The sequence below is a fragment of the Candidatus Krumholzibacteriota bacterium genome, from assembly GCA_034520215.1.
Classification (GTDB): domain Bacteria; phylum Krumholzibacteriota; class Krumholzibacteriia; order Krumholzibacteriales; family WJIX01; genus JAGHBT01.
The window spans coordinates 1,016,195-1,035,662 of sequence record JAXHNR010000001.1 but is presented as its reverse complement, the minus strand read 5'-3'; the positions used below and the strand labels follow the sequence as shown (position 1 = coordinate 1,035,662).

General features: G+C 38.6%; 19 protein-coding genes, 1 tRNA gene and 1 other RNA gene. All 21 read right to left on the bottom strand.

Going from position 1 to position 19,468, the window contains the following annotated elements; genetic code table 11:
• Positions 1-19: 19 nt before the first annotated feature.
• The 21 genes from U5O15_04500 to zapB all read right to left on the bottom strand — a co-directional run bounded on the left by U5O15_04500 (position 20) and on the right by zapB (position 19,458).
• Complete coding sequence (locus tag U5O15_04500; protein ID MDZ7859914.1) at positions 20-1,132, bottom strand: DUF5683 domain-containing protein; 1,113 nt, start codon at positions 1,130-1,132, stop codon at positions 20-22.
• 49 nt (positions 1,133-1,181) lie between these two features.
• Positions 1,182-1,886 (bottom strand): CpsD/CapB family tyrosine-protein kinase, encoded by a 705-nt coding sequence (locus U5O15_04495; protein ID MDZ7859913.1) that lies wholly within the window; start codon positions 1,884-1,886, stop codon positions 1,182-1,184.
• A 5-nt stretch (positions 1,887-1,891) separates the two neighbouring features.
• Positions 1,892-3,559 carry a GNVR domain-containing protein gene (locus tag U5O15_04490; protein ID MDZ7859912.1) on the bottom strand — a complete coding sequence of 556 codons (1,668 nt, stop codon included), beginning with the start codon at positions 3,557-3,559 and terminating at the stop codon, positions 1,892-1,894.
• A gap of 22 nt (positions 3,560-3,581) precedes the next feature.
• Positions 3,582-4,535 (bottom strand): SLBB domain-containing protein, encoded by a 954-nt coding sequence (locus U5O15_04485; GenBank protein MDZ7859911.1) that lies wholly within the window; start codon positions 4,533-4,535, stop codon positions 3,582-3,584.
• A 57-nt stretch (positions 4,536-4,592) separates the two neighbouring features.
• The gene (locus U5O15_04480) at positions 4,593-5,531 is read right to left on the bottom strand and encodes an SDR family oxidoreductase (GenBank protein MDZ7859910.1); all 939 of its coding nucleotides are present in this window, start codon (positions 5,529-5,531) and stop codon (positions 4,593-4,595) included.
• A gap of 45 nt (positions 5,532-5,576) precedes the next feature.
• Entirely contained in the window at positions 5,577-6,632 is a 1,056-nt protein-coding gene (locus U5O15_04475; GenBank protein MDZ7859909.1) for a sensor domain-containing diguanylate cyclase, read from the bottom strand.
• Positions 6,633-6,758: 126 nt separating this feature from the next.
• Positions 6,759-7,064 (bottom strand): hypothetical protein, encoded by a 306-nt coding sequence (locus U5O15_04470; protein ID MDZ7859908.1) that lies wholly within the window; start codon positions 7,062-7,064, stop codon positions 6,759-6,761.
• A 286-nt stretch (positions 7,065-7,350) separates the two neighbouring features.
• Positions 7,351-7,424, bottom strand: a tRNA-Arg gene (locus U5O15_04465).
• Positions 7,402-9,147, bottom strand: coding sequence for a DNA repair protein RecN (gene recN, locus U5O15_04460; GenBank protein ID MDZ7859907.1), 1,746 nt, complete (start codon positions 9,145-9,147; stop codon positions 7,402-7,404). Before recN ends, U5O15_04465 begins: the two co-directional genes overlap by 23 nt.
• A complete protein-coding gene (locus U5O15_04455; protein ID MDZ7859906.1) occupies positions 9,120-9,977 on the bottom strand; it encodes an NAD(+)/NADH kinase in 858 nt (285 codons plus the stop codon). The genes recN and U5O15_04455 overlap by 28 nt, the downstream gene beginning before the upstream one ends.
• Positions 9,974-11,875 carry a 1-deoxy-D-xylulose-5-phosphate synthase gene (dxs, locus tag U5O15_04450; GenBank protein ID MDZ7859905.1) on the bottom strand — a complete coding sequence of 634 codons (1,902 nt, stop codon included), beginning with the start codon at positions 11,873-11,875 and terminating at the stop codon, positions 9,974-9,976. The genes U5O15_04455 and dxs overlap by 4 nt, the downstream gene beginning before the upstream one ends.
• Before the next feature lie 19 nt (positions 11,876-11,894).
• Positions 11,895-12,335 carry a divergent PAP2 family protein gene (locus U5O15_04445; GenBank protein ID MDZ7859904.1) on the bottom strand — a complete coding sequence of 147 codons (441 nt, stop codon included), beginning with the start codon at positions 12,333-12,335 and terminating at the stop codon, positions 11,895-11,897.
• A gap of 1 nt (position 12,336) precedes the next feature.
• Positions 12,337-13,227, bottom strand: a complete 891-nt coding sequence (locus U5O15_04440) for a polyprenyl synthetase family protein (protein ID MDZ7859903.1) — start codon at positions 13,225-13,227, stop codon at positions 12,337-12,339.
• Complete coding sequence (gene xseB / locus U5O15_04435; protein MDZ7859902.1) at positions 13,220-13,447, bottom strand: exodeoxyribonuclease VII small subunit; 228 nt, start codon at positions 13,445-13,447, stop codon at positions 13,220-13,222. Before xseB ends, U5O15_04440 begins: the two co-directional genes overlap by 8 nt.
• Positions 13,429-14,886, bottom strand: coding sequence for an exodeoxyribonuclease VII large subunit (xseA, locus tag U5O15_04430; protein ID MDZ7859901.1), 1,458 nt, complete (start codon positions 14,884-14,886; stop codon positions 13,429-13,431). The genes xseB and xseA overlap by 19 nt, the downstream gene beginning before the upstream one ends.
• A 134-nt stretch (positions 14,887-15,020) precedes the next feature.
• Positions 15,021-15,923, bottom strand: a complete 903-nt coding sequence (locus U5O15_04425; GenBank protein MDZ7859900.1) for a bifunctional 5,10-methylenetetrahydrofolate dehydrogenase/5,10-methenyltetrahydrofolate cyclohydrolase — start codon at positions 15,921-15,923, stop codon at positions 15,021-15,023.
• Positions 15,923-16,714: a TIGR00282 family metallophosphoesterase gene (locus tag U5O15_04420; protein MDZ7859899.1), complete on the bottom strand. Its 792-nt coding sequence runs from the start codon at positions 16,712-16,714 to the stop codon at positions 15,923-15,925. The genes U5O15_04425 and U5O15_04420 overlap by 1 nt, the downstream gene beginning before the upstream one ends.
• Before the next feature lie 135 nt (positions 16,715-16,849).
• Positions 16,850-18,418 (bottom strand): ribonuclease Y, encoded by a 1,569-nt coding sequence (rny, locus tag U5O15_04415; protein ID MDZ7859898.1) that lies wholly within the window; start codon positions 18,416-18,418, stop codon positions 16,850-16,852.
• 126 nt (positions 18,419-18,544) lie between these two features.
• A non-coding RNA gene (ssrS, locus tag U5O15_04410) (6S RNA) lies at positions 18,545-18,728 on the bottom strand.
• Between the two features lie 68 nt (positions 18,729-18,796).
• On the bottom strand, positions 18,797-19,093 hold the full coding sequence (locus U5O15_04405; protein MDZ7859897.1) for a cell division protein ZapA: 297 nt from the start codon (positions 19,091-19,093) through the stop codon (positions 18,797-18,799).
• Between the two features lie 80 nt (positions 19,094-19,173).
• On the bottom strand, positions 19,174-19,458 hold the full coding sequence (zapB, locus tag U5O15_04400) for a cell division protein ZapB (protein MDZ7859896.1): 285 nt from the start codon (positions 19,456-19,458) through the stop codon (positions 19,174-19,176).
• Positions 19,459-19,468 lie beyond the last annotated feature (10 nt).

The following is a 19,468-nucleotide window of genomic DNA, read 5'->3' as shown; positions in this document are numbered from 1 at the left end:
TTAGTTCGCCTCCGGAAAATCAAAAATTGAAAGCCAGTTCACAACCCAATGGTGTTACATTAAAAGAATAATTCTTATCCGGGCAATATTCGTTTCCGTAAATTAATGTGTCGATGATATTCCATCCCCATATGCCGGCAAGTACATATAATGATATATTCCGTTTCTCTTTTGAATCTTCCACGTCCTCCCAAAACAAAGAAGCCCTATCAGAGTATTTTCTTCTGTCCGCTATATTAGTAGACGAATTTAATTTGCTCACACACAGGTTGTATTCACTCACATCTTTATTGTATTGATTGTTCAAATCCAGACTAACGAGACTCGACAGAACAAAAATTGATGAGAAGAAAACGCCTCTCTTTGTTTTCCCCTGATAAAACTGTCCTCTACCCGGTCTAAAAAATGAATACAGAAAAGCCTTTTTTACACTTCTGTTACTCGCTTTGAATTTTATGTTTGTTTTATCGGAATATGAATAAACCTCGGGTGGTTTTTCCGAAAAAAGTGGTTCGATCAATTGATAAGCGTATAACGCTGAGGAAAATAGTAAAATCTTTTTTCTATAATCATTTTGTAAGTTTACTTTCTGGGAAATCTCATATGATCGACGGTTCAAATCATTTTTTTCACTGACTGTTTCAGCTTGTGATAAAGCTATATTAATCTCGTCCAATCTATCATTTAAATCATTATACTCGCCCGTTTCGCCATATAATTTGTACAAAGCTCCCGCTATCGAGAAAAAGTCCACAGCGGCAGTCTGAGTCTTACCTCGAAGATATGTGCCATATCCGGGGAGCACTCCATTCTTGAAACATGTTTCTATTCTTTTACCTCGGATCGATATTTCACCATCTTTACAGATTGTTAACTTTCCCTCTCTCCTTTCGTATCTTTTACCTTCCAGAACGATGTCATATTCCTTGGAATATTTAAAATTACAGTATTTAAGCGGAAGATTTGATGACACAATCAAGTTTCGCCGAAGGCTTAACTTAACTTCTTTTGAATCAGATTCAAAGTTAGGGCAGGAGGAATTTCCGGTATTAGACCCTGCTCTGATCTCAGCAGATAAAATAATTAAAGTGAAGAAAGTTATGCTTCTCAGTATCATGAGTCTCCGTTTCATAATTTCCCTTCGTATATATAATATTCCAGGTAATTGAACCTACATAATTTTATTTCTCACTTGGTTCATGTGTATATCCGTAATACTTATAATCATAATAGTAAGGTAGAACTTCTGAGTGGTTATTTACGACCAGCCCGATAATATCAGCGTCCGCGTCCAGAAGAATGTTCTTTGCTCTCAGGACTACATCACGCGGTGTCTTCCCGGCTAGAACGACCATAGCCACTTTGCCCACCGCGCTGGATATCAACATCGGGTCACTTACAGGCAGAACAGGCGGGCTGTCAACAATAACAATGTCGTAATAGAACTTAATTTTTTCGAAAATATTAGTGAGCGCTTCCTTTTCAAAAAGGTGAGATGGCGATTCGAGTAATTTTCCGCTTGTCATAACTTTCAGGTTATCTATTTCAGTTTCTCTGATAACTTTAAGAGGATCAAGGTTGTCTTTTAAACACTCAGCAAGGCCCGGTTTCTTCGGCACGTTAAAGATTTTATGTATCTTTGCTCTCCTTAAATCAGCGTCTACAATTAAAGATTTCTTTTCCTTAAACCTGGCAACTGTCAAAGCCAGATGAGAAGCAACCGTAGTTTTACCTTCTCCTCTGTTTGCGCTTGTTATCATCAAACCGCCAATTGAACCACCTCTTGAATTACTTTGAATATTAGAATAGAATCTTCTCATCTCAGTAGCTATAGGACTTTCCTGGTCGAATGTTTTGAAAATACTTTTATCGGTATCGCCGCTCAATTCTATCACCCTTTTAAGTTCTCACTGACACTAATGCCTAAACCAGACGATTTGAGTGTGTTAGCATAGTAATAAAGACCTCCGCTTACAATTGATATAAATAAAATAATTCCTGCTATCCATATAAATATTCTTCGCCCTCGTTCTTTCTTTTCACATGAAAAACGGTTAACTGTCTTGGGAAGAGTACATATAACGGGTAATTCCATTATTCTTTGTATCTCATCAATTGATCGGAAGGAATCATCGACATACTCAGTTATCAATATTGTTCCCAGGCCACACATAGCCCCAAACATAAAAGAAATAAGAATTATTTTAAGTTTATCCGGTTTTATCGGTTTTATCGGTTTTTGAGCCTTTTCAACTATACTAAGATAAAGTCCAAGGTTTGTGCTTTGTATCGCTTCACTGATTTGAGCTGAAGCTTTGGATTCGATAAATGCTTGAAGAATCGTTCTGTTATTTTCTATCTGCCGCTGCAATTTCTCATATTCCATGCGTAGAAGCGGTAATCTGTTCAGATTATTATTATATTGATCTATATATCTGTGCAATTTATTCCTCATAGATCTGGTATGGGCTAGACGGTAACGCTGATAAAAATATTCCGTTATTATTGGATGATAATCCTGGGAAACACTGGAATATTCGGTCTGAATAATTGAAGATATCCTTTTCCTCATCCTTTCCCACAGCGTTTGAATTTCATCAACATAAGAGGAGATCTCAGGTTCGGCTGAAATCTCCATTATAATCTTTTCAATCCCTTTGGCATTTAACTGATTTTCAAGATTCAGAATAACTTCGTCACTGGAAACATTTTCACTGGTAGGCACCATATCAAACACGGAAACTAATTTTCTTCTTATTCTATCAAGCGCTATCCTGTTAGTTTCCAGGTCTGCTTCAAGATTGTTTTTCTTGACTTCCGCGACACCGACATTTTCCGAATTAACAGGGTTACTGTGAGAATTAGCATTAGACATCTCCCGCTGGACTCTTGTCAGTTCCTTTTCGGACATTTCAATCTTCTCTCTATATATTGCCAGTTGCTCATTACTAAAAGCACCAGCCCTTCTTATTCCTTCCAATTTCTCCTGCCGCATTACTTGCAGATATTTCTCACTGATTTTTTTTGAGAGGATATGACAGTTATCTGGATCAGTATCCAAAACAGATATTTCATAAAGACCCGGTGTCGGCGAAGATACTGAAATCTTGCTTCTCAGAACTTCTATAAGATATCTGTTCAATCGTTCACTGGGGGAAATATACGACTCTGCTTTATTTTTACTATCCGAAACTTTTTTTATATTATCGCTATTTATCAACCCTAAATCTTCAATGATAAGACTAAGAAATGAATTACTTTTGATCTTAGTATTTATTAATTCCCCATACTGCCTTGTCCTCAGCCGGCTCCTGTTCTCTCCCCCGTTTGTAACGTACCTGTCAACGGAACCGGTGAATATTCTTTCCTGTTCCATTGAAAGAATAGTTGACGATTGATATACTGGAGTTAAATACCGTGTTCCAATAATTGCTATTAACGATGATAATACCAGGGGAACTATAAGGAAGTACTTTTTCCTCCATATAACCTTCCAGTACTCCTTGAGGTTCACATTATTCTTTCCTTCATCAGGGACTATCTTTCTAATGTTTTCCATCTTTTGCCTCTTATTCGTATCCTTATCTCATCAGAACAGTTGTCGTCGTAATTGCTGCCGTTATTAATGTGATTAGATACCCGGGAGATGTGAATAATGATACAAGCGGGTTAGTCCCTCTGGGTACATTCACCAGATCTCCGGAATATATCAAAGGATCATTATCCAGATTACCATCTTTAAGATATTCTTCAAAATTAACCACAATCTTCATAACACTGCCATTGGACCTCTTTCGAAGAATGGTAATCTCAGATATATTGGAGTCTTCGGAAAAACCTCCCGCCGTTATTAATATGTCTTCGAGTCTGTTTATTCCCGTCAAGTGATACGCCCCCGGTCTTGCGACTGCCCCTATTACCTTTACATTCGCTTCCGAGCTTACCTGTTCTTCAGTCCTTTCCGGAACAATAACAGTATCACCTGCTCTTAATTCAGGCAGGGAATCAAAATTACCATCATTTATTACTCTCTGCAGATCAACCAAATATGTTCTTTGTTCATCACCCTCACCGTGAACGATTCTGACAGCTTCAAGCATAGCTCTGGGAGTCGCTCCTCCCGCCTCTCGAATTGCTTCCCATACATTAGGCTCCTCGACAAATTCGTACCTTCCGGGGTTGATTACTTCACCCTGAACATAAATAAGCCTTCTCGATTCTTCGCCATACAGGGAAAGTTCGATTTGTGAAATGCTGGGATAAAAATTCTTGAGTTCTTCAAGTATTGTGCTTTCAGCTTCTATAAGACGTAACCCCCGGAGTTGAATTCTTCCTACAACAGGGATCGAAACCTCGCCGTTAGAATCAATCTGGAGTTGTCTGTCAAGCTGCGGGCGTTCTTCAACTTTTAATTCCAACTTATCCCCAGCCCTCAATCTGATCTGCTGTGACTGTATTTGCTGAACTTGCAAGAGGCTCACAGCAAGAACTATTAGAAAAGCATCCGTAATCAATCTAAAAAAACCACTACGCATTTTTACCGCCTTCTTCTCTAATATGATATTATATTCTTCCTAATGATAATATTATATCTACATCTTCCGTTTATACCAATCAACTGTTTTCTTTATCGATTCCTCGAACGACTTTTCTACCGAATAATTGATAATATTTCTCGCTTTTGAAATATCCGCAAGGGAATGTTTTACATCTCCAGCCCTCGGAGGTGAATAGACGGGTTCAATATCACTTCCAATATAATTGCTGATATTTCTGAAAAGATCATTGACAGTGTATTTATCCCCGCAAGCGATATTAACCATCTCTCCCGATGCTGTTTCAGCTGATTTTGAAGCGAGTATGTTCGCGGTTACAACATTTTTTACATAAGTAAAATCTCTGCTTTGATTACCGTCGCCGAAAATCTCGGGTTTCTTATTGTTGAGAAGCTTTGAAATAAAGATTGGAACGACCGCGGCGTATTGTGAATTTGGATCCTGACGCGGTCCAAACACATTAAAATAGCGCAAACTGACCGTTGGAAGACCAAAAATACTAGAATAAACTGAACAGTAATATTCACCTACCAACTTGCTTACCGCGTAAGGTGAAAGCGGAGAGGGTATGAGATCTTCTCTTTTTGGAGAAACATCTGAATCACCATAGGCAGATGAAGAAGCCGCGTAAACAAGACATTTAACTTTGGCCTTTCTTGCTTCTTCAAGTATATTAAGAGTACCGTTGATATTAACATCGTTAACTAATATCGGATCGTCTATACTTCTCGGGACTGAAGCCATAGCCGCTTGATGAAGAACATAATCCACATCTTTGAAGCATTTCTTAACAGTTTCAATATCTCTTATATCTCCCTGAATAAAAGTGATATTACCAAGAAACGGCTCAATGTTTTTTTTATATCCGGTTGACAAATTATCGAGTACTGTAACCTCTTCTTCTAAATTCACCAACTCTTCAACAATATTTGAACCAATAAATCCCGCTCCGCCTGTAACAAGATACTTAGACATATTACCTCCACATTTAACAAACTTAACACAACCTTGACTGAGTTTCTAAAAAGTTTCAAGCTTATTATTAACTTCAGAGTATGTTGTTATTCTGTTTTTTCCTTGTGATTTAGCCTTATAAAGTGCTTTGTCAGCTTTGTTTATTATTCCTTCAATATCCCGTGAATCATCCGGAAAGACAGATATTCCAATGCTGCATGTCAATCCCCCGTTAAATTCTCCTTCAAATTCATAATTATTAACAGATTCAAGTATGCGACGGCTTAAACACTTAGCCCCCTTCCAATCCGTATGAGGAAGTAGAATACTGAATTCGTCTCCGCCATATTTCGCCACTATATCAATCTCTCTGCATTCATTATTTATAACTTCAGCTATACTTTCAAGTGCTTTACTCCCGTACAAATGACCATTTAAATCATTATACTGCTTAAGGTTGTCAACGTCGATCATTAGAAATGAAAAAATGCCTTCGAAACGCGACGCTCTCTTTATCTCTAATTCTAAAGATCTCATAAGAAACCTGTAATTATAAACTCCAGTTAGTTCATCAGTGATCGAATCAATCTTGAGTTTTTTGTATAGCAGGTAATTCTCAAAAGCTATGGCCGCCTGATTAGCCAGTGTTTTCAAGAAATAGATATCGCGCTCACTGAATATTTGTTTCTGTGAATCATTTAAAGCCAATATAATACCAAAAACGGAACGTTTGGACATAATTGGTACTGATATAATGGAGCCGCATTTCTCCGTTTCATCCCAGCATTCATCAGCCAATAGAGAAAGATCAAGTGAAAATACACCATTCTCCTTAACCCTCTTGACCATTACCTCTCTTTTAAGCCAGTTAAATAATCCTGAGGAATCAGGTATGTCAACCACCTCCACGCTATGTCCGTTATTCTTATTTTCCACCTTGTATTTCTTTATAATTTCGTCTTCATAGTATATAAGGAAAATCTTTTTGGCGGGCAACACTTGCATAGCACTCTTGATAATTTTATTGAATATTGTACTTCTGTCTTTTCCAAGACTTATAAGGCTTGTTATTTCCGAAAAGGTTTGAAGGAGTATATCTTTTTCATCTTTCCATTTATGCACAGCAAATCCTTTGAATATTATCGTTTGACTGTCATTATTAGGGGGCAAAAGTTATGCCATTAACGGTGTTTATAATATGATTTGAAACTTTTATAGACGGGCTAACGAAAGAATTGCTTATTCTATCTATCTTTTTAGTTTAGAGGAATCCCGTATCGTCTTTATATTACTGAAAATAGAGATGACCAACCAGATTATAAAAACAATCACCAGTCCGGGTATCATATATCTTATAATGAAAGGGGATTCCTGAAACTTATTATGAAACAGCCTCAATGATACTGAAAGCAATATAAAGAGGAAAATCATGAGAATAATTTTTACGACTAAAACAGAGACTGCGGAATAGTATTTCTCCCGTTCTCTTCTTCTTTTCTCTAAAACTTTTGATTTAAAACGTCTTCTGTCAGGTTTTCTTAATTTAAGAACCATTTTTATTTCTCCGTATCAATATCCTCGTATTCTGCGTCTTCTATTCTCTGCTCAGTTATATTCCCGTAAAATCGCTCGCTTTTCTCTTTCTCAGATCTATCCATCTTAATTGATTTCTCATTATTTGACATGAATAAATTTTTTAGCGTCTTAAAAATAAGATACAAAATCAGAAAAATAAAAAATACCCTTAAAAATGTCATCTCTTCTACCTTTTTCTATAAATCCACTTCTTAATCTAAACCTTTCAGGGGCAGTGTGCAAATAAAGAAGATTCTGTATATTTCGCGCCCGGGAGGATTCGAACCTCTGACACCCGGCTCCGGAGGCCGGTGCTCTATCCAGCTGAGCTACGGGCGCTTTTTTTCTTTACAAGATCCGATGCCAGCTCATAGCTAAGCATCTTTTTTCCACCCAACATTCTAGCTATTTCCTCTACTCTTTCTTTTCCATTTATGTGACACGCTGTTGATATGGTTCTTCCATTAATGATTTTCTTTTTAATTACGATGTGCTGTCGCGCTCCAGCTGCTATCTGTGCGAGATGTGTAATACATATTATCTGGTAAGATTTTGCAAGGTCTCCCATTTTCACAGAAACTTTATTCCCGATATCAGCTCCGAGGCCGGCATCGATTTCATCAAATATAAGAGTCGGAATACTCTTTTTTTTGACAAGCAAACTTCTTAAAACCAATGTTACTCTGGATAGTTCCCCTCCGGATACAATTTCACAAAGGGGCTGGATATCTTCACCAATATTTGTCCTTAACATAAATTCCACTCTGTCCCATCCACTCTCCGGTAAATCTAAACCAAAATCTTCTTTGATTAAAGACTCTATTTTCATTTTACTTATTTTCGTAGTGAAAAGAGCGCCCTTTATCCCAAGTTCTCTTAGCTGACGTGTTACTTCTTTATCGAGGATATCGGCATTTTCTTTTCGCTTAACACTTAGTTTTTCAAGTAACGGTTTAAGTTTATCTCTTATTTCTCTCAACCTGAATCTGGCTTCAATAATATCATCAGAACCCTCTTTCAGATTTTTTAAAGTCTTTCCGAGGTTTTCCATATACTTTATCAGTTCATTATAGCTTTTACCGTATTTCCTTTCAGCACTTTGAATCAGGGCATATTTTTCCTGGAGTTTTTCAATATCTCCAGATTCTAACGGAACATCTCCAAGAGAGTGATCTATCTCCATTGTAATTTCGTTCAGTTCCAATATTACACCCTCTATTGACGAAGCGGCTTTTCCCCACTTATCATCGATTGAGGATATACTGTTTAGTTCCCTGCTGACTTTTCCAAGATTATCTATCACATTCAAATCAGAATTATCCAGAAGATTCTTCGATTTCTCTAAAGATGACATAAATTTATGAATATTCTCAGATCTGTTAATCTTCTTTTTTATCTTTTCTTTTAAACCAGGCCTTAAGTCCAATTTTTTCAACTCGTTATATTGATATTCCAGAAAATCCTTTCTTTCCATATCAGAAGTTTTTTCTTCTTTAAGAACTATTAACTTGTTAAAGACACTTCTGAACTCTTTTATTTTCTTTCGACAATCTTTAAGCAGTTTTTCGTAGTCACCTCTTTTATCCAAATAATTAATGTGAGAATCCGGATTCAGAAGATCCTGCTGTTTGTGCTGTCCGTGAAGTTCAAAAAGTCTTCCCGTTATCTTTTTAGCAGTCGCATTGGTAGATAATATTCCATTAATCCAGATTCTGTTTCTTCCATTCTTGTTTATACAGCGTCTTATCTGAAGAAGATAGTCAGACTTATCCATACCGAGAAGCCCTTTTAACGGCCAATCGTCTGATACTTTAAAAGTGCCTTCTACCAATAATTCTTCCGTTCCCTTCCTTATAAGAGATTTTCTGGCCCGTTCTCCCGACAGCAAAGAAACAGCAGTTAAAATAATCGACTTCCCGGCTCCTGTTGAGCCTGTCAGCACATTCAAGCCACTGTCTAATTTGAGTGCCGTATCTTCAACTACGGCAAGGTTCTTTATCCTCAACTCATTGATCATATTAAGAATAAAAAAGCTCAGCGCTTTCTTAAAACACCTCCCCACTCCAATTTTCTTCTGACCAGGTCGTAGAAATTATAATTCTCGGTAACAATCAACTTTGTCACCTTGTTGCTTTTCTGAAAAGCCAATATCTGACCAACCTTTACTTCACGTGTTTCCTGTCCGTCTACAGTAAGAAGAGTTTCTTCATCCGCTTCAACTATTTCCACTTGAAACGACTCTTCACCGCTGATAACTATCGGCCTCACAGATAATGAATGAGGACATAGCGGTGTAATAACAAAGGCTTCCATACCAACCGGTGTAACTATAGGACCGCCGGCTGCAAGAGAATAAGCGGTTGAACCCGTAGGTGTTGCTATAATCACTCCGTCTGATAAATATTCTCCGAGAACGGTTCCGCCTATACTCATTTTTATATGCAGCACTCGTGATAATCCCCTGCCGTGAATAACAACGTCATTAAGGGCTGTAACCTGTCCTTCTACCTCCGCATTATGATACCTGACTTCTAAGCGCATCCTTTCCTGTATCTTGCAATTTCCATTTAAGAGCGCGTTTATTGCTCTTTCGAGATTATCTTCAGCGAGGAAACCCAAGCTCCGAACTTTTATTCCAAGTAGTGGAATCTCATTCTTTTCAATCATTCTTGCGGCTGTAAGAATGGTGCCGTCGCCGCCGAAAGCAATTACAGTATCGCATTCATTTAACGAATCCGAGATTTTCACTCTCTTCTTTCCAACCAATTTTGAAATATCACTATTTCCATAAATTTCAATCTGATCGGGGATAATCCTCGCAGCTTCCGAAATAACGGAATAGATTGTCTTTTTCTTCATATTAGCGACAATCCCCAATTTCTGTATTTTCATTTTTTGTTTCCTTCCGGCCTTAACCTCTGGCTCTTTTTAAAGCTCGATTCTATAATATCTGCCACACCTTTCGGTGTTAGATTTATATAATCAAGCAATTGGCCTCTTGCTCCGTGAGGAATGAACTTGTCGGGTATGCCGATCTTTTTATGCCTGTTCAATAATCCATACTCAGAAATTACTTCAGACACGGCGTCTCCAAAACCTCCGGCAACTGCGTTCTCTTCTAAAGTAAAAATCGGCTTTCCACCTTCACAGCATGTGATAACCAGATCTTTATCAATTGGTTTTATAAACCTCGCGTTTGCTACTCCCGCGTCTATATCAATCTCCTTTAACAATTCACTTGCTTTAATCGCCGTGTCAACCATAGTCCCAACCGCCAAGATCGATAAATCATTTCCCTTCTTTACTGAAACCCCTTTCCCGAATTCCAAACCTTTCTTAAGTCCAGACAGATCTACACCTTTTACCCTTCCTCTGGGAAAACGCAGGGCTGAAGGTCCGTCGTGAATATTATATAAATTGTAAACCATCCTTCTCATCTCTTCCTCATCTGAAGAAGCCATAAGCACCATCCCGGGAATCATACGAAGGAAACCCAGATCAAAATTTCCATGGTGGGTCGGGCCATCCTTACCTACAATCCCGGCTCTGTCCAACAAAAATCTTACCGGCAATTTTTGGAGTGCGACATCATGTATTATTTGATCAAAACTTCTCTGAAGAAACGTTGAATATATATCAACGAAAGGTTTATACCCCTCTCGGGCCAGCCCCGCGGCAAATGTAACCGCGTGTTGTTCACAAATCCCTACATCAAAAAATCTGTCCGGGAATTCTACCGCGAATTCTACGAGCCCTGTACCAGATTTCATTGCGGCAGTAATGACTACAACTTTTTCATCATCTCTGGCAATTTCCATAATAGTTTCTCCGAATATATTGCTGTACTTCTTCTTTGTCGATTTTGACTTAGATCCTCCCGTAGATTTATAGAACTCTCCTATGCCGTGGAATTTTTCAGCGTTTTCTTCCGCATAAGAATAGCCTTTACCCTTCTTTGTTACAGCATGAACTAAAACCGGTCCCTTTATATTTTTTATATTTGAAAATATATTTACCAGTTGATCCAGATTATTTCCGTCAACTGGGCCGAAATAATTAAATCCCAGATCTTCGAAAAACATATTTGGCACGATCAGATTCTTAATGCTTTCTTTTATCTTACTGGCAATCTTTTGTGCTTTTCCGCCAAGAGTTGGAATCTTTCCCATAAGTTCCCAAATATCCTTTTCAATGTGAAGATAAAATTGCCCCGTTGTAATTCTCGTGAGGTATTTCGCTAACGCTCCTACATTTTTAGATATAGACATTTCATTGTCATTGAGCACAACAATAAATTTATCTTTCCCCATGTGACCTGACTGATTTACGCCCTCGAATGCCATACCCGATGATATTGCGCCATCGCCCACAACGCTTATCACGAAATTATCATCCCCTCTAATATCTCTTGCTGCGGCAAAGCCGAGCGCCGCTGATATAGCAGTGCCCGCATGGCCTACTCCAAACGCGTCGTGTTCGCTCTCGAAGATATTCGGAAATCCGCTTATCCCGTTATATTCACGAAGAGTCTTGAATTCTTCCCTCCTTCCCGTTACTATCTTGTGCGCGTATGTTTGATGTCCGACATCCCACAGAATCTTGTCTTTCGGCGCGTCGAAGATATAATGCAGAGCAATTATAATTTCCACACATCCCAGGCTTGAGGCCAGATGCCCTCCCTTCTCGGACACAGTCTCGATTATATATTTTCTGATCTCCGCGACTAAATCCTTCAGCTTAGATACAGAAAGGTTTTTAATATCAGAAGGGCTGTTAATATTTTCAAGCATAAATATACGGCCTCCATTATCAATAAATTAAAAGATATGTAATAAGCACTCCTAATACAGCGCCAACGGCTATATCAAATATTCGAATTTGCAATACCCTTTTGATTTTTCCTTCCCTGATGTTCTTGAATTCATTCACATTCGCTATGATTATATTTATAATGTTCTTCTGCTTTTCTTTTTCCCTTTTCACTCTTATAGTATCATGCATAATTATCATACTATAGACAGTTACTACAGAAAACAGTAAAGTGGAGAACCCGTACTTTATTCCTATACTCATAGACAATGAGCTGAAAACAGCTGAATGAAGATTGGGCATCCCGTTCGCGTCAAGTATCCTGCCGTAGTCTATTCTCATGTTAACAAGCGAATAAATAAGCACTTTGAGATTTTGAACAATAAAACCGACAAGCAGTGGTACCAAAAAACTGTATTTATAAAGAAGAATTTTAATCATATTAATAAACGCGCTGAAGAATCTTCTCGAAAAGAAATTTGAGATTATCGATATCTTTGTAAACCGTTAGTTCGTCTAGTGCTTCTTCTGTAAGTCTTTGCGCCTGTTTTTTTGACTTACTTATTCCATGAACAGCTGGATAGGTCATCTTTCCTCTTTCAGCGTCTTTCCTTAACGCTTTTCCTGCAATCCGGGTGCTTCCTTCAATGTCGATCAAATCATCAACGATTTGAAAGGCAAAACCTATCTTTCTGCCAATTTTATGCATTCTTTCACTATTTTCTCCCTCTCCGTCAGATATAACCGCTCCCACTGAAAGGGAAGAGGCAATCAGTTCAGCCGTTTTATTCGAATGAATAAATTCAACTTTTTCTTCAGACGCGGGCAGTCCTTCATTCTCAATATCTGCAACCTGACCTCCAACAAGATGATATGAGCCGGCTGATTTTGAAAGTATCCTTGCAGCATATAAAATATTTTCAGCGGGCGGCCCATCACACTCAAGCAGTGTCTCAAAAGCAAGGGCTTGCAGAGCGTCACCCGCGAGAATTGCTATAGCCGATCCGTATTTAATATGACAGGAAGGTTGCCCCCTTCTTACATCATCATCATCCAGGCTTGGCAGATCGTCGTGTATTAAAGTGTACGCGTGAAGTAATTCAATTGAGCAAGACGCCGCTAAAGCTGAAGCGGGGTATTTATTTCCATTAATTTTATGCGACCATAGGCATAACAACCCTCTTATTCTTTTGCCTCCTCCCAGAGTAGAATAACGCATTGCTTGATGAAGAGATGACGGCGGGTGAGTCTCATGCGGCAAAATTTGATTTAATTTTGAGTTGATTCTCTTTACATCGAGTTTCAACACACTTTCAGGATCTGTTCTACTCATCTTTAACTTCTCTTTTTGAATCATCGAGGCAACTTTTTGAAAGTTTTTTAATTCGTTTATCAGCTTCATCAAGAATATTCCTACATTTTTTCCCTATCTTAACTCCTTCTTCATATAGCGTTATGCTTTCTTCAAGAGGGATATCCTCATCTTCAAGCTTTCGCACAATATCTTCCAATCTCTGCATTGAATCTTCAAAATTCAAATCTTTCTTCTCCATTTGCCTTCTCCTTTTTTACTTTTTACTAAACACTCAATATTCCCCCTATAGAAATTAACCTGAAGGCTGTCCCCTTCATCAACAGCATTAACATTCTTTACTATTTCATCGCCATCTTTCTTAGTGCAAATTGCGTATCCCTTCTTGAGCACATTCTCCGGATTAAGGTTTTTGAGTGATCTTAGCATTCCCTTAAATTCCTTCATTGAATAATCCAAATCTCTTTCTACCTGAAATCTGATTATATGGATCAGCCTTTTCATAGTTTCAATAGAACTCTTTACTAGATATTTAGGATTGTTCGTAAAAAGTGATTCTGAGAGGCGGTTAAAATCCCTTCTGTAAAAGTTGTTTTTCTGATTTACCGATCTTTCGGCTGCCTGAACAAACTTTTTCATATCATCCAATTTCATCTTCATATTCCATTTCCACCACTGCTCTAATCTTTCAGTTTTATCGTCAACGCTTAATCCAAACCGTTCTATCCTATATTTGACGGCCGGAAACACACTGCTCTCTAAGAGGTAATCTACGAGGTGAATCCTGCGCCTTGATTCCTGCAGGCATAAATTTCTAAGCTTACGAATCTGAACAGTGATTTTATCTAAAACTTCCTTTGATGAAGGCACAGAAAGTTCAGCTGCCGCTGTAGGAGTGGCTGCGCGCAAATCAGCGACGTAATCAGCAACAGTCGTGTCAGTTTCATGTCCTATGCCTGTAATTACAGGATACTTTGACTTGATTATCTCCCTGGCTATGGCTTCAGTATTGAATGTCCATAAATCCTCTATACTTCCGCCTCCTCTGGCTAATATAATCAAATCTATATTATCTAAATTATTCAGCTTATCGAAAGCATCAGATATGGATCGGACCGCTTCCTGTCCTCCAACATCAGCATGAATATGGATAATCTCGGCAACGGGCCATCTTCTATCAAGTGTATTGGTAATATCTTTTATTACGGAACCTGTAGCTGAAGTAATAACAGCTATCCGTTCCGGATAAGGGGGAATACTCCTCTTTCTATCAAGGTCCAATATCCCTTCCCTGTCAAGCTTTCTTAGAAGCTGCCGCATTCTTAATTCAAGTTCCCCGCTGCCGGCCGGCTCCATATAATATGCTATAAGTTCCGTCATACCCCGCGGCGGAAAATGAGTTATTCGTCCGCGTACATATACCATCATTCCGTTATCAGGTCCGAATGAAATATTATTAACATAGTTTCTGAATAGAACGGCAGGTATCAGACTTTTTTCATCACGTAGCGTAAAATAGAAATGCCCCGACGAATGGGCCTTAAAATTCGCTATTTCACCTATAATATTCACTGAAGGAAATTCACTTTCCAGATTCTGTCTCAGAGCTTCGTTAATTTCAGAAACAGTATAAATATCATCTTCAGCGGTTATAATACTTCCCTCTCTATCTAACTTCATCTGTTAGTAATTAAATTCAGAGTTTAGTTCATCAAGTTGCAATTATTAAACTCTATTGTATTATGCTCTCTTTTCTGCTTTATAAATCCTGAAGCCTGAATATAACTATAAAACAGACGATATGATTTTATCACTCATATCCTCGGGCTATTATAATTCAACTTTGCCGCTTTAAAAGTATTTCTCATAAGCATAGCTACTGTCATGGGGCCTACACCTCCGGGCACGGGAGTTATCAGTGAAGCCATTGGGCTTACTGACTTGAAATCAATATCCCCAGTTAATCTATACCCCTTCTTTTTAGTTTCGTCTTTAACTCTGTTTATTCCTACATCTATAGCTGTAACTCCCCGCTTGACCATATCACCAGTTACCATTTCCGCTTTTCCGACGGCGCACACGATAATATCAGCTGTTAGTAATATCTCTTTAATATTAGATGTTCTCGAATGGCAAATTGTAACTGTGGCGTTCCCATTATTTGATTTATCCGCGAGCAGCATAGCAATCGGTTTTCCAACTATCAAACTTCTACCCAGGATGACGGCGTGTTTCCCTTCTGTGTCAACATTATACCTTTTAATGAGTTCAATTATTCCTAAAGGAGTACAAGGAACGAAAAGAGGGTCTCCCTCCATTATCTTCCCCAAATTATAGGGATGAAATCCGTCAACGTCCTTTTGTGGTGAAATGTTTTGGATTACCTTTTTCGAATCTATATGCTCCGGCAACGGTAATTGAATAAGTATACCGTCTATTGAATCGTCTTCGTTAATCTTAACCAAATTATTGATAAGATCCTTTTCTTTAATATCACTCTGAAAACTTACAACGTCTGTCTCAATTCCACATTTTTTTGAAGCTTTAACTTTACTCCTGACATAAACTCTGGAAGCGGGATCATCGCCAACCATTAATACACTCAGGCGGGGAGCTCGAAAGCTCTTTGAAAATATTTCTATTTCTCCGGCAAGGTCATCTATAATCATGTTAGCTGCATTCTTGCCGTCTATAATATTTCCCTTTCCAGAATGCATTAACACTCCTCCCCATCTATTTTCTTTAATATTCTTTCCACTTTTCTGGCTTTTCCTGTTCTGTTATCAATTTCAACAAAGAGACCTTCAATAACCGGAATTTCCCCTCCAACTCTGAATTTCTGCTTTATTCCCTTAAGAAATCTGTTTATCGTTTCCTTTTTTTTCATTCCAATCACAGAATCAAAAGGCCCGGACATACCCAGGTCTGTTTGATAGGCTGTACCGTTAGGCAGAATTCTTTCATCACCAGTTGGAACATGTGTGTGCGTCCCCGCGACAACACTAACTCTCCCGTCGAGATAAAATGCCATTGCAAGTTTTTCGCTGGTAGCTTCGGCGTGAATATCAACTAATATGACTTTTATATGATCTTCAAGTTCTCTCAAAATCTTATCAACAGTCCTGAAAGGACAATCTATCGCCGGCATGAACACTCGTCCCTGAAGATTAATGACGGCAACTGAGATTCCGTTAACTTCTTTTATTAAATATCCCTTTCCAGGTACATCCTCCGGATAATTAGCGGGGCGCAGGATATCATTGTCCAAATCCAAAAGTTCAACACCCTCGGATTTATCCCAGATATGATTGCCTGAAGTCATTATATCCACACCGCAGTTTGAAATAACATTTTTAACTTTCTTTGTTATACCAAACATCCCGGCAGCGTTCTCGACATTCGCGACGCAGAGATCTATCTGATAGGATTCTCTAAGTTGGGGGAGCCCTGTCTTAAGGGCGTTCCTGCCTATCTTTGAAAGAACATCTCCAAGTAACAATACTTTCATAGATTACCCGTTACTACTATTCACAAAGGATTAAAATCACATTTATCCCATAAGTTCGGGAAACTAAAAACACAAAATAATCAATTTCCGGTACGCGTTCTCCATGGTTACTGCTGCCGACAATAAATTTGCCTGTTATTTCGCGTAATCAATTGCCCTTGTTTCTCTAATAACAACTACACGTATCTGACCGGGATATTCCATGTCATCTTCGATCTTTCTACTGATATCTTCAGAAAGCTGGACGGCATAGTCATCCGTTATCTGTTTGGAATTAACCAGAATCCTTATTTCCCTCCCAGCCTGTATCGCATAAGCCTTCTCAACACCATCGAACGTGTCAGCAATCTTCTCTAGCTTTTCCAACCGTCTGATATAATTCTCTATTGTTTCTCTTCTCGCTCCCGGTCTAGCTCCGGATATGGCATCTGCAGCTGAAACAATATGGGCTATAAGCGATTCCTTTTCCACATCTTCATGATGCGCGGCAACAGCATTAACAATCGTCTCCTTTTCACCGAACCTGCGCACAAGATCAGCTCCTATTTCCGCGTGCGTACCTTCAATTTCATGATCCGCGGCCTTACCAATATCATGAAGTAGTCCAGCCCTTTTAGCCACTACAACATCGAGTCCCAGTTCCGCCGCCAGCAAACTAGAAACATAAGCAACTTCTTTTGAATGCTGAAGAACATTCTGCCCGTATGAAGTTCTGTACTTTAATTTTCCCAGCAAGAGCACCAGTTCGGGATGAAGACCATGAATATTCATATCAAGGTATGTTCTTTCACCAACTTCCCTCATCTCCTCAATCAGTTCTTTCCTTGTTTTTTCTATTACATCCTCTATCCTGCCCGGATGAATTCTTCCGTCCTTTATTAACTTCTCCAGAGATAATCTGGCAACCTCTCTTCTTATAGGGTCAAAGCCCGATAAAATCACCGCTTCCGGGGTATCATCAATGATAACGTCAATACCCGTAGCATTTTCGAAAGATCTGATGTTACGGCCTTCCCGTCCAATTATTCTTCCTTTCATCTCGTCATTAGGAAGGTCCACTACTGACACTGTTGATTCGACAACATGATCCGCGGCATAGCGTTCAATTGCTAAAGTAATAATCTCGCGGCTTGACTTTGTGGAGTTTCGTTCCGCTTCATCCTTGATTTCTCTGATTTTCTTGGCCGCTTTATGTTTTGCTTCTTCTTCAAGATTTGAGATCAAAAGATCTCTTGCTTGATCCGCGCTCATGCCGGCCACTTTCTCTAACTGCTCGTTTTGCTTTTCCAGAATTATCGAAAGCTTATTATTCTTGTCGGTTATCGCGTCGAGTTTCAATTCAAGATTCTTTTTCCTCTCTTTAATTTCATTCTCGCGTTTCTCAAGATAATCCACTTTCCGGTCAATGTTATGTTCTCTTTCTCCCAATTCCTTTTCGAGTTTTTTCAGTTTCTCGCGAGTTTCTTGGCTTTCATTCTCAAAATTTAATTTCGCTTTATACCATTCATCTTTAGCTTCCAGCATCAACGCTTTTTTGCGTGTTTCCGCTTCCCTCTGAGCGTCAGCTATAAGATTTTCAGCAAATTCTTTAGTATGCTTCAAATGGCTTTTTGATATTTTCCTGCTTAAAAACCAGCCGATAAGAAAACCAATAAACAAAACGAGGATACCAGCCGCCACATTAAACAACAAAGTTCCAGTCATATTTACTCATCCCTTAGTATACAACTGTCGGGACTGTTCACCTCCACTCATTGTAAAATTCAAAATTACGGATTCCTAGTATATGTTAGAAGTTAATCTTTATTATTGAGACAGCTCTGGAGAGGCAAATTCCCCACGTGTTGCCGTGAGCGAAATATCTTTTTAGACCTAAAAATCCAAGGTGGATATCCTCATAATCAGCTCTGCCTTCCATACCTATGGCCCGGCATTACTGATTAGATGTTTGGATTCCCAGATAAAAAGTGTTGGCTAAAAAAAACATTTGCTATCACAAGCACAGTAGGGAATTTTTCTTTGTTTTTATTTCAGTTCCAGTTTAACCCCACACACAAACCAACATCTCATATGGGATGGAATTCATTTTGCCGTACCTAGTTTTGAATCCAGGAGCTCACTTAATCCAGCAGCTTGTTTCTCAAATTCCTTGCGGCTTTTAACATTATTCTCACGTTCCTGAAAAAGCTCGTCTGCGATATTAAGCGCAGCCAAAATAGCAATTCTTGACTGTGACATGATTCCGCTGGAATGAGCAATTTCTCTCATTTTCCTGTCAATATAACCAGCAATCATGTGGATGTATTCTGGATCACCCACTCCTTTTATTTTATAATCCTGACCAAAAATTTCCACCACTTCAGTACTCTTTTCGATCATCAGGAAACCTCTTTTAAGATTACGACACTCATCTTCACATCCCTTTATGCCCGGAATCCATTTTTTGCCAAGCCGGGTTACTAGATATCTATTTCTTCCAGTTTCTCCAGCATTGCCTCAATTCTGGTTCCAATCTCCTCTCTAACTTTTTCGAAATCATTTCGATTTTGATTATCATTTTGCAAGGTATCGACCTTTTGGGTCAATTCCTCATTTTTATTATATAACACTTTTATTTCATCTTTCAACTCTTTATTTTCATCTTCGAATTTCTTTTTCTCTTCTTTTAACCTGACAACCATGTCAGCAGCTTTTGATATCTTAGATTCGAGAAGCTTGAAACTATCAAGATTATTGTTTTCCATTGTATCTTAC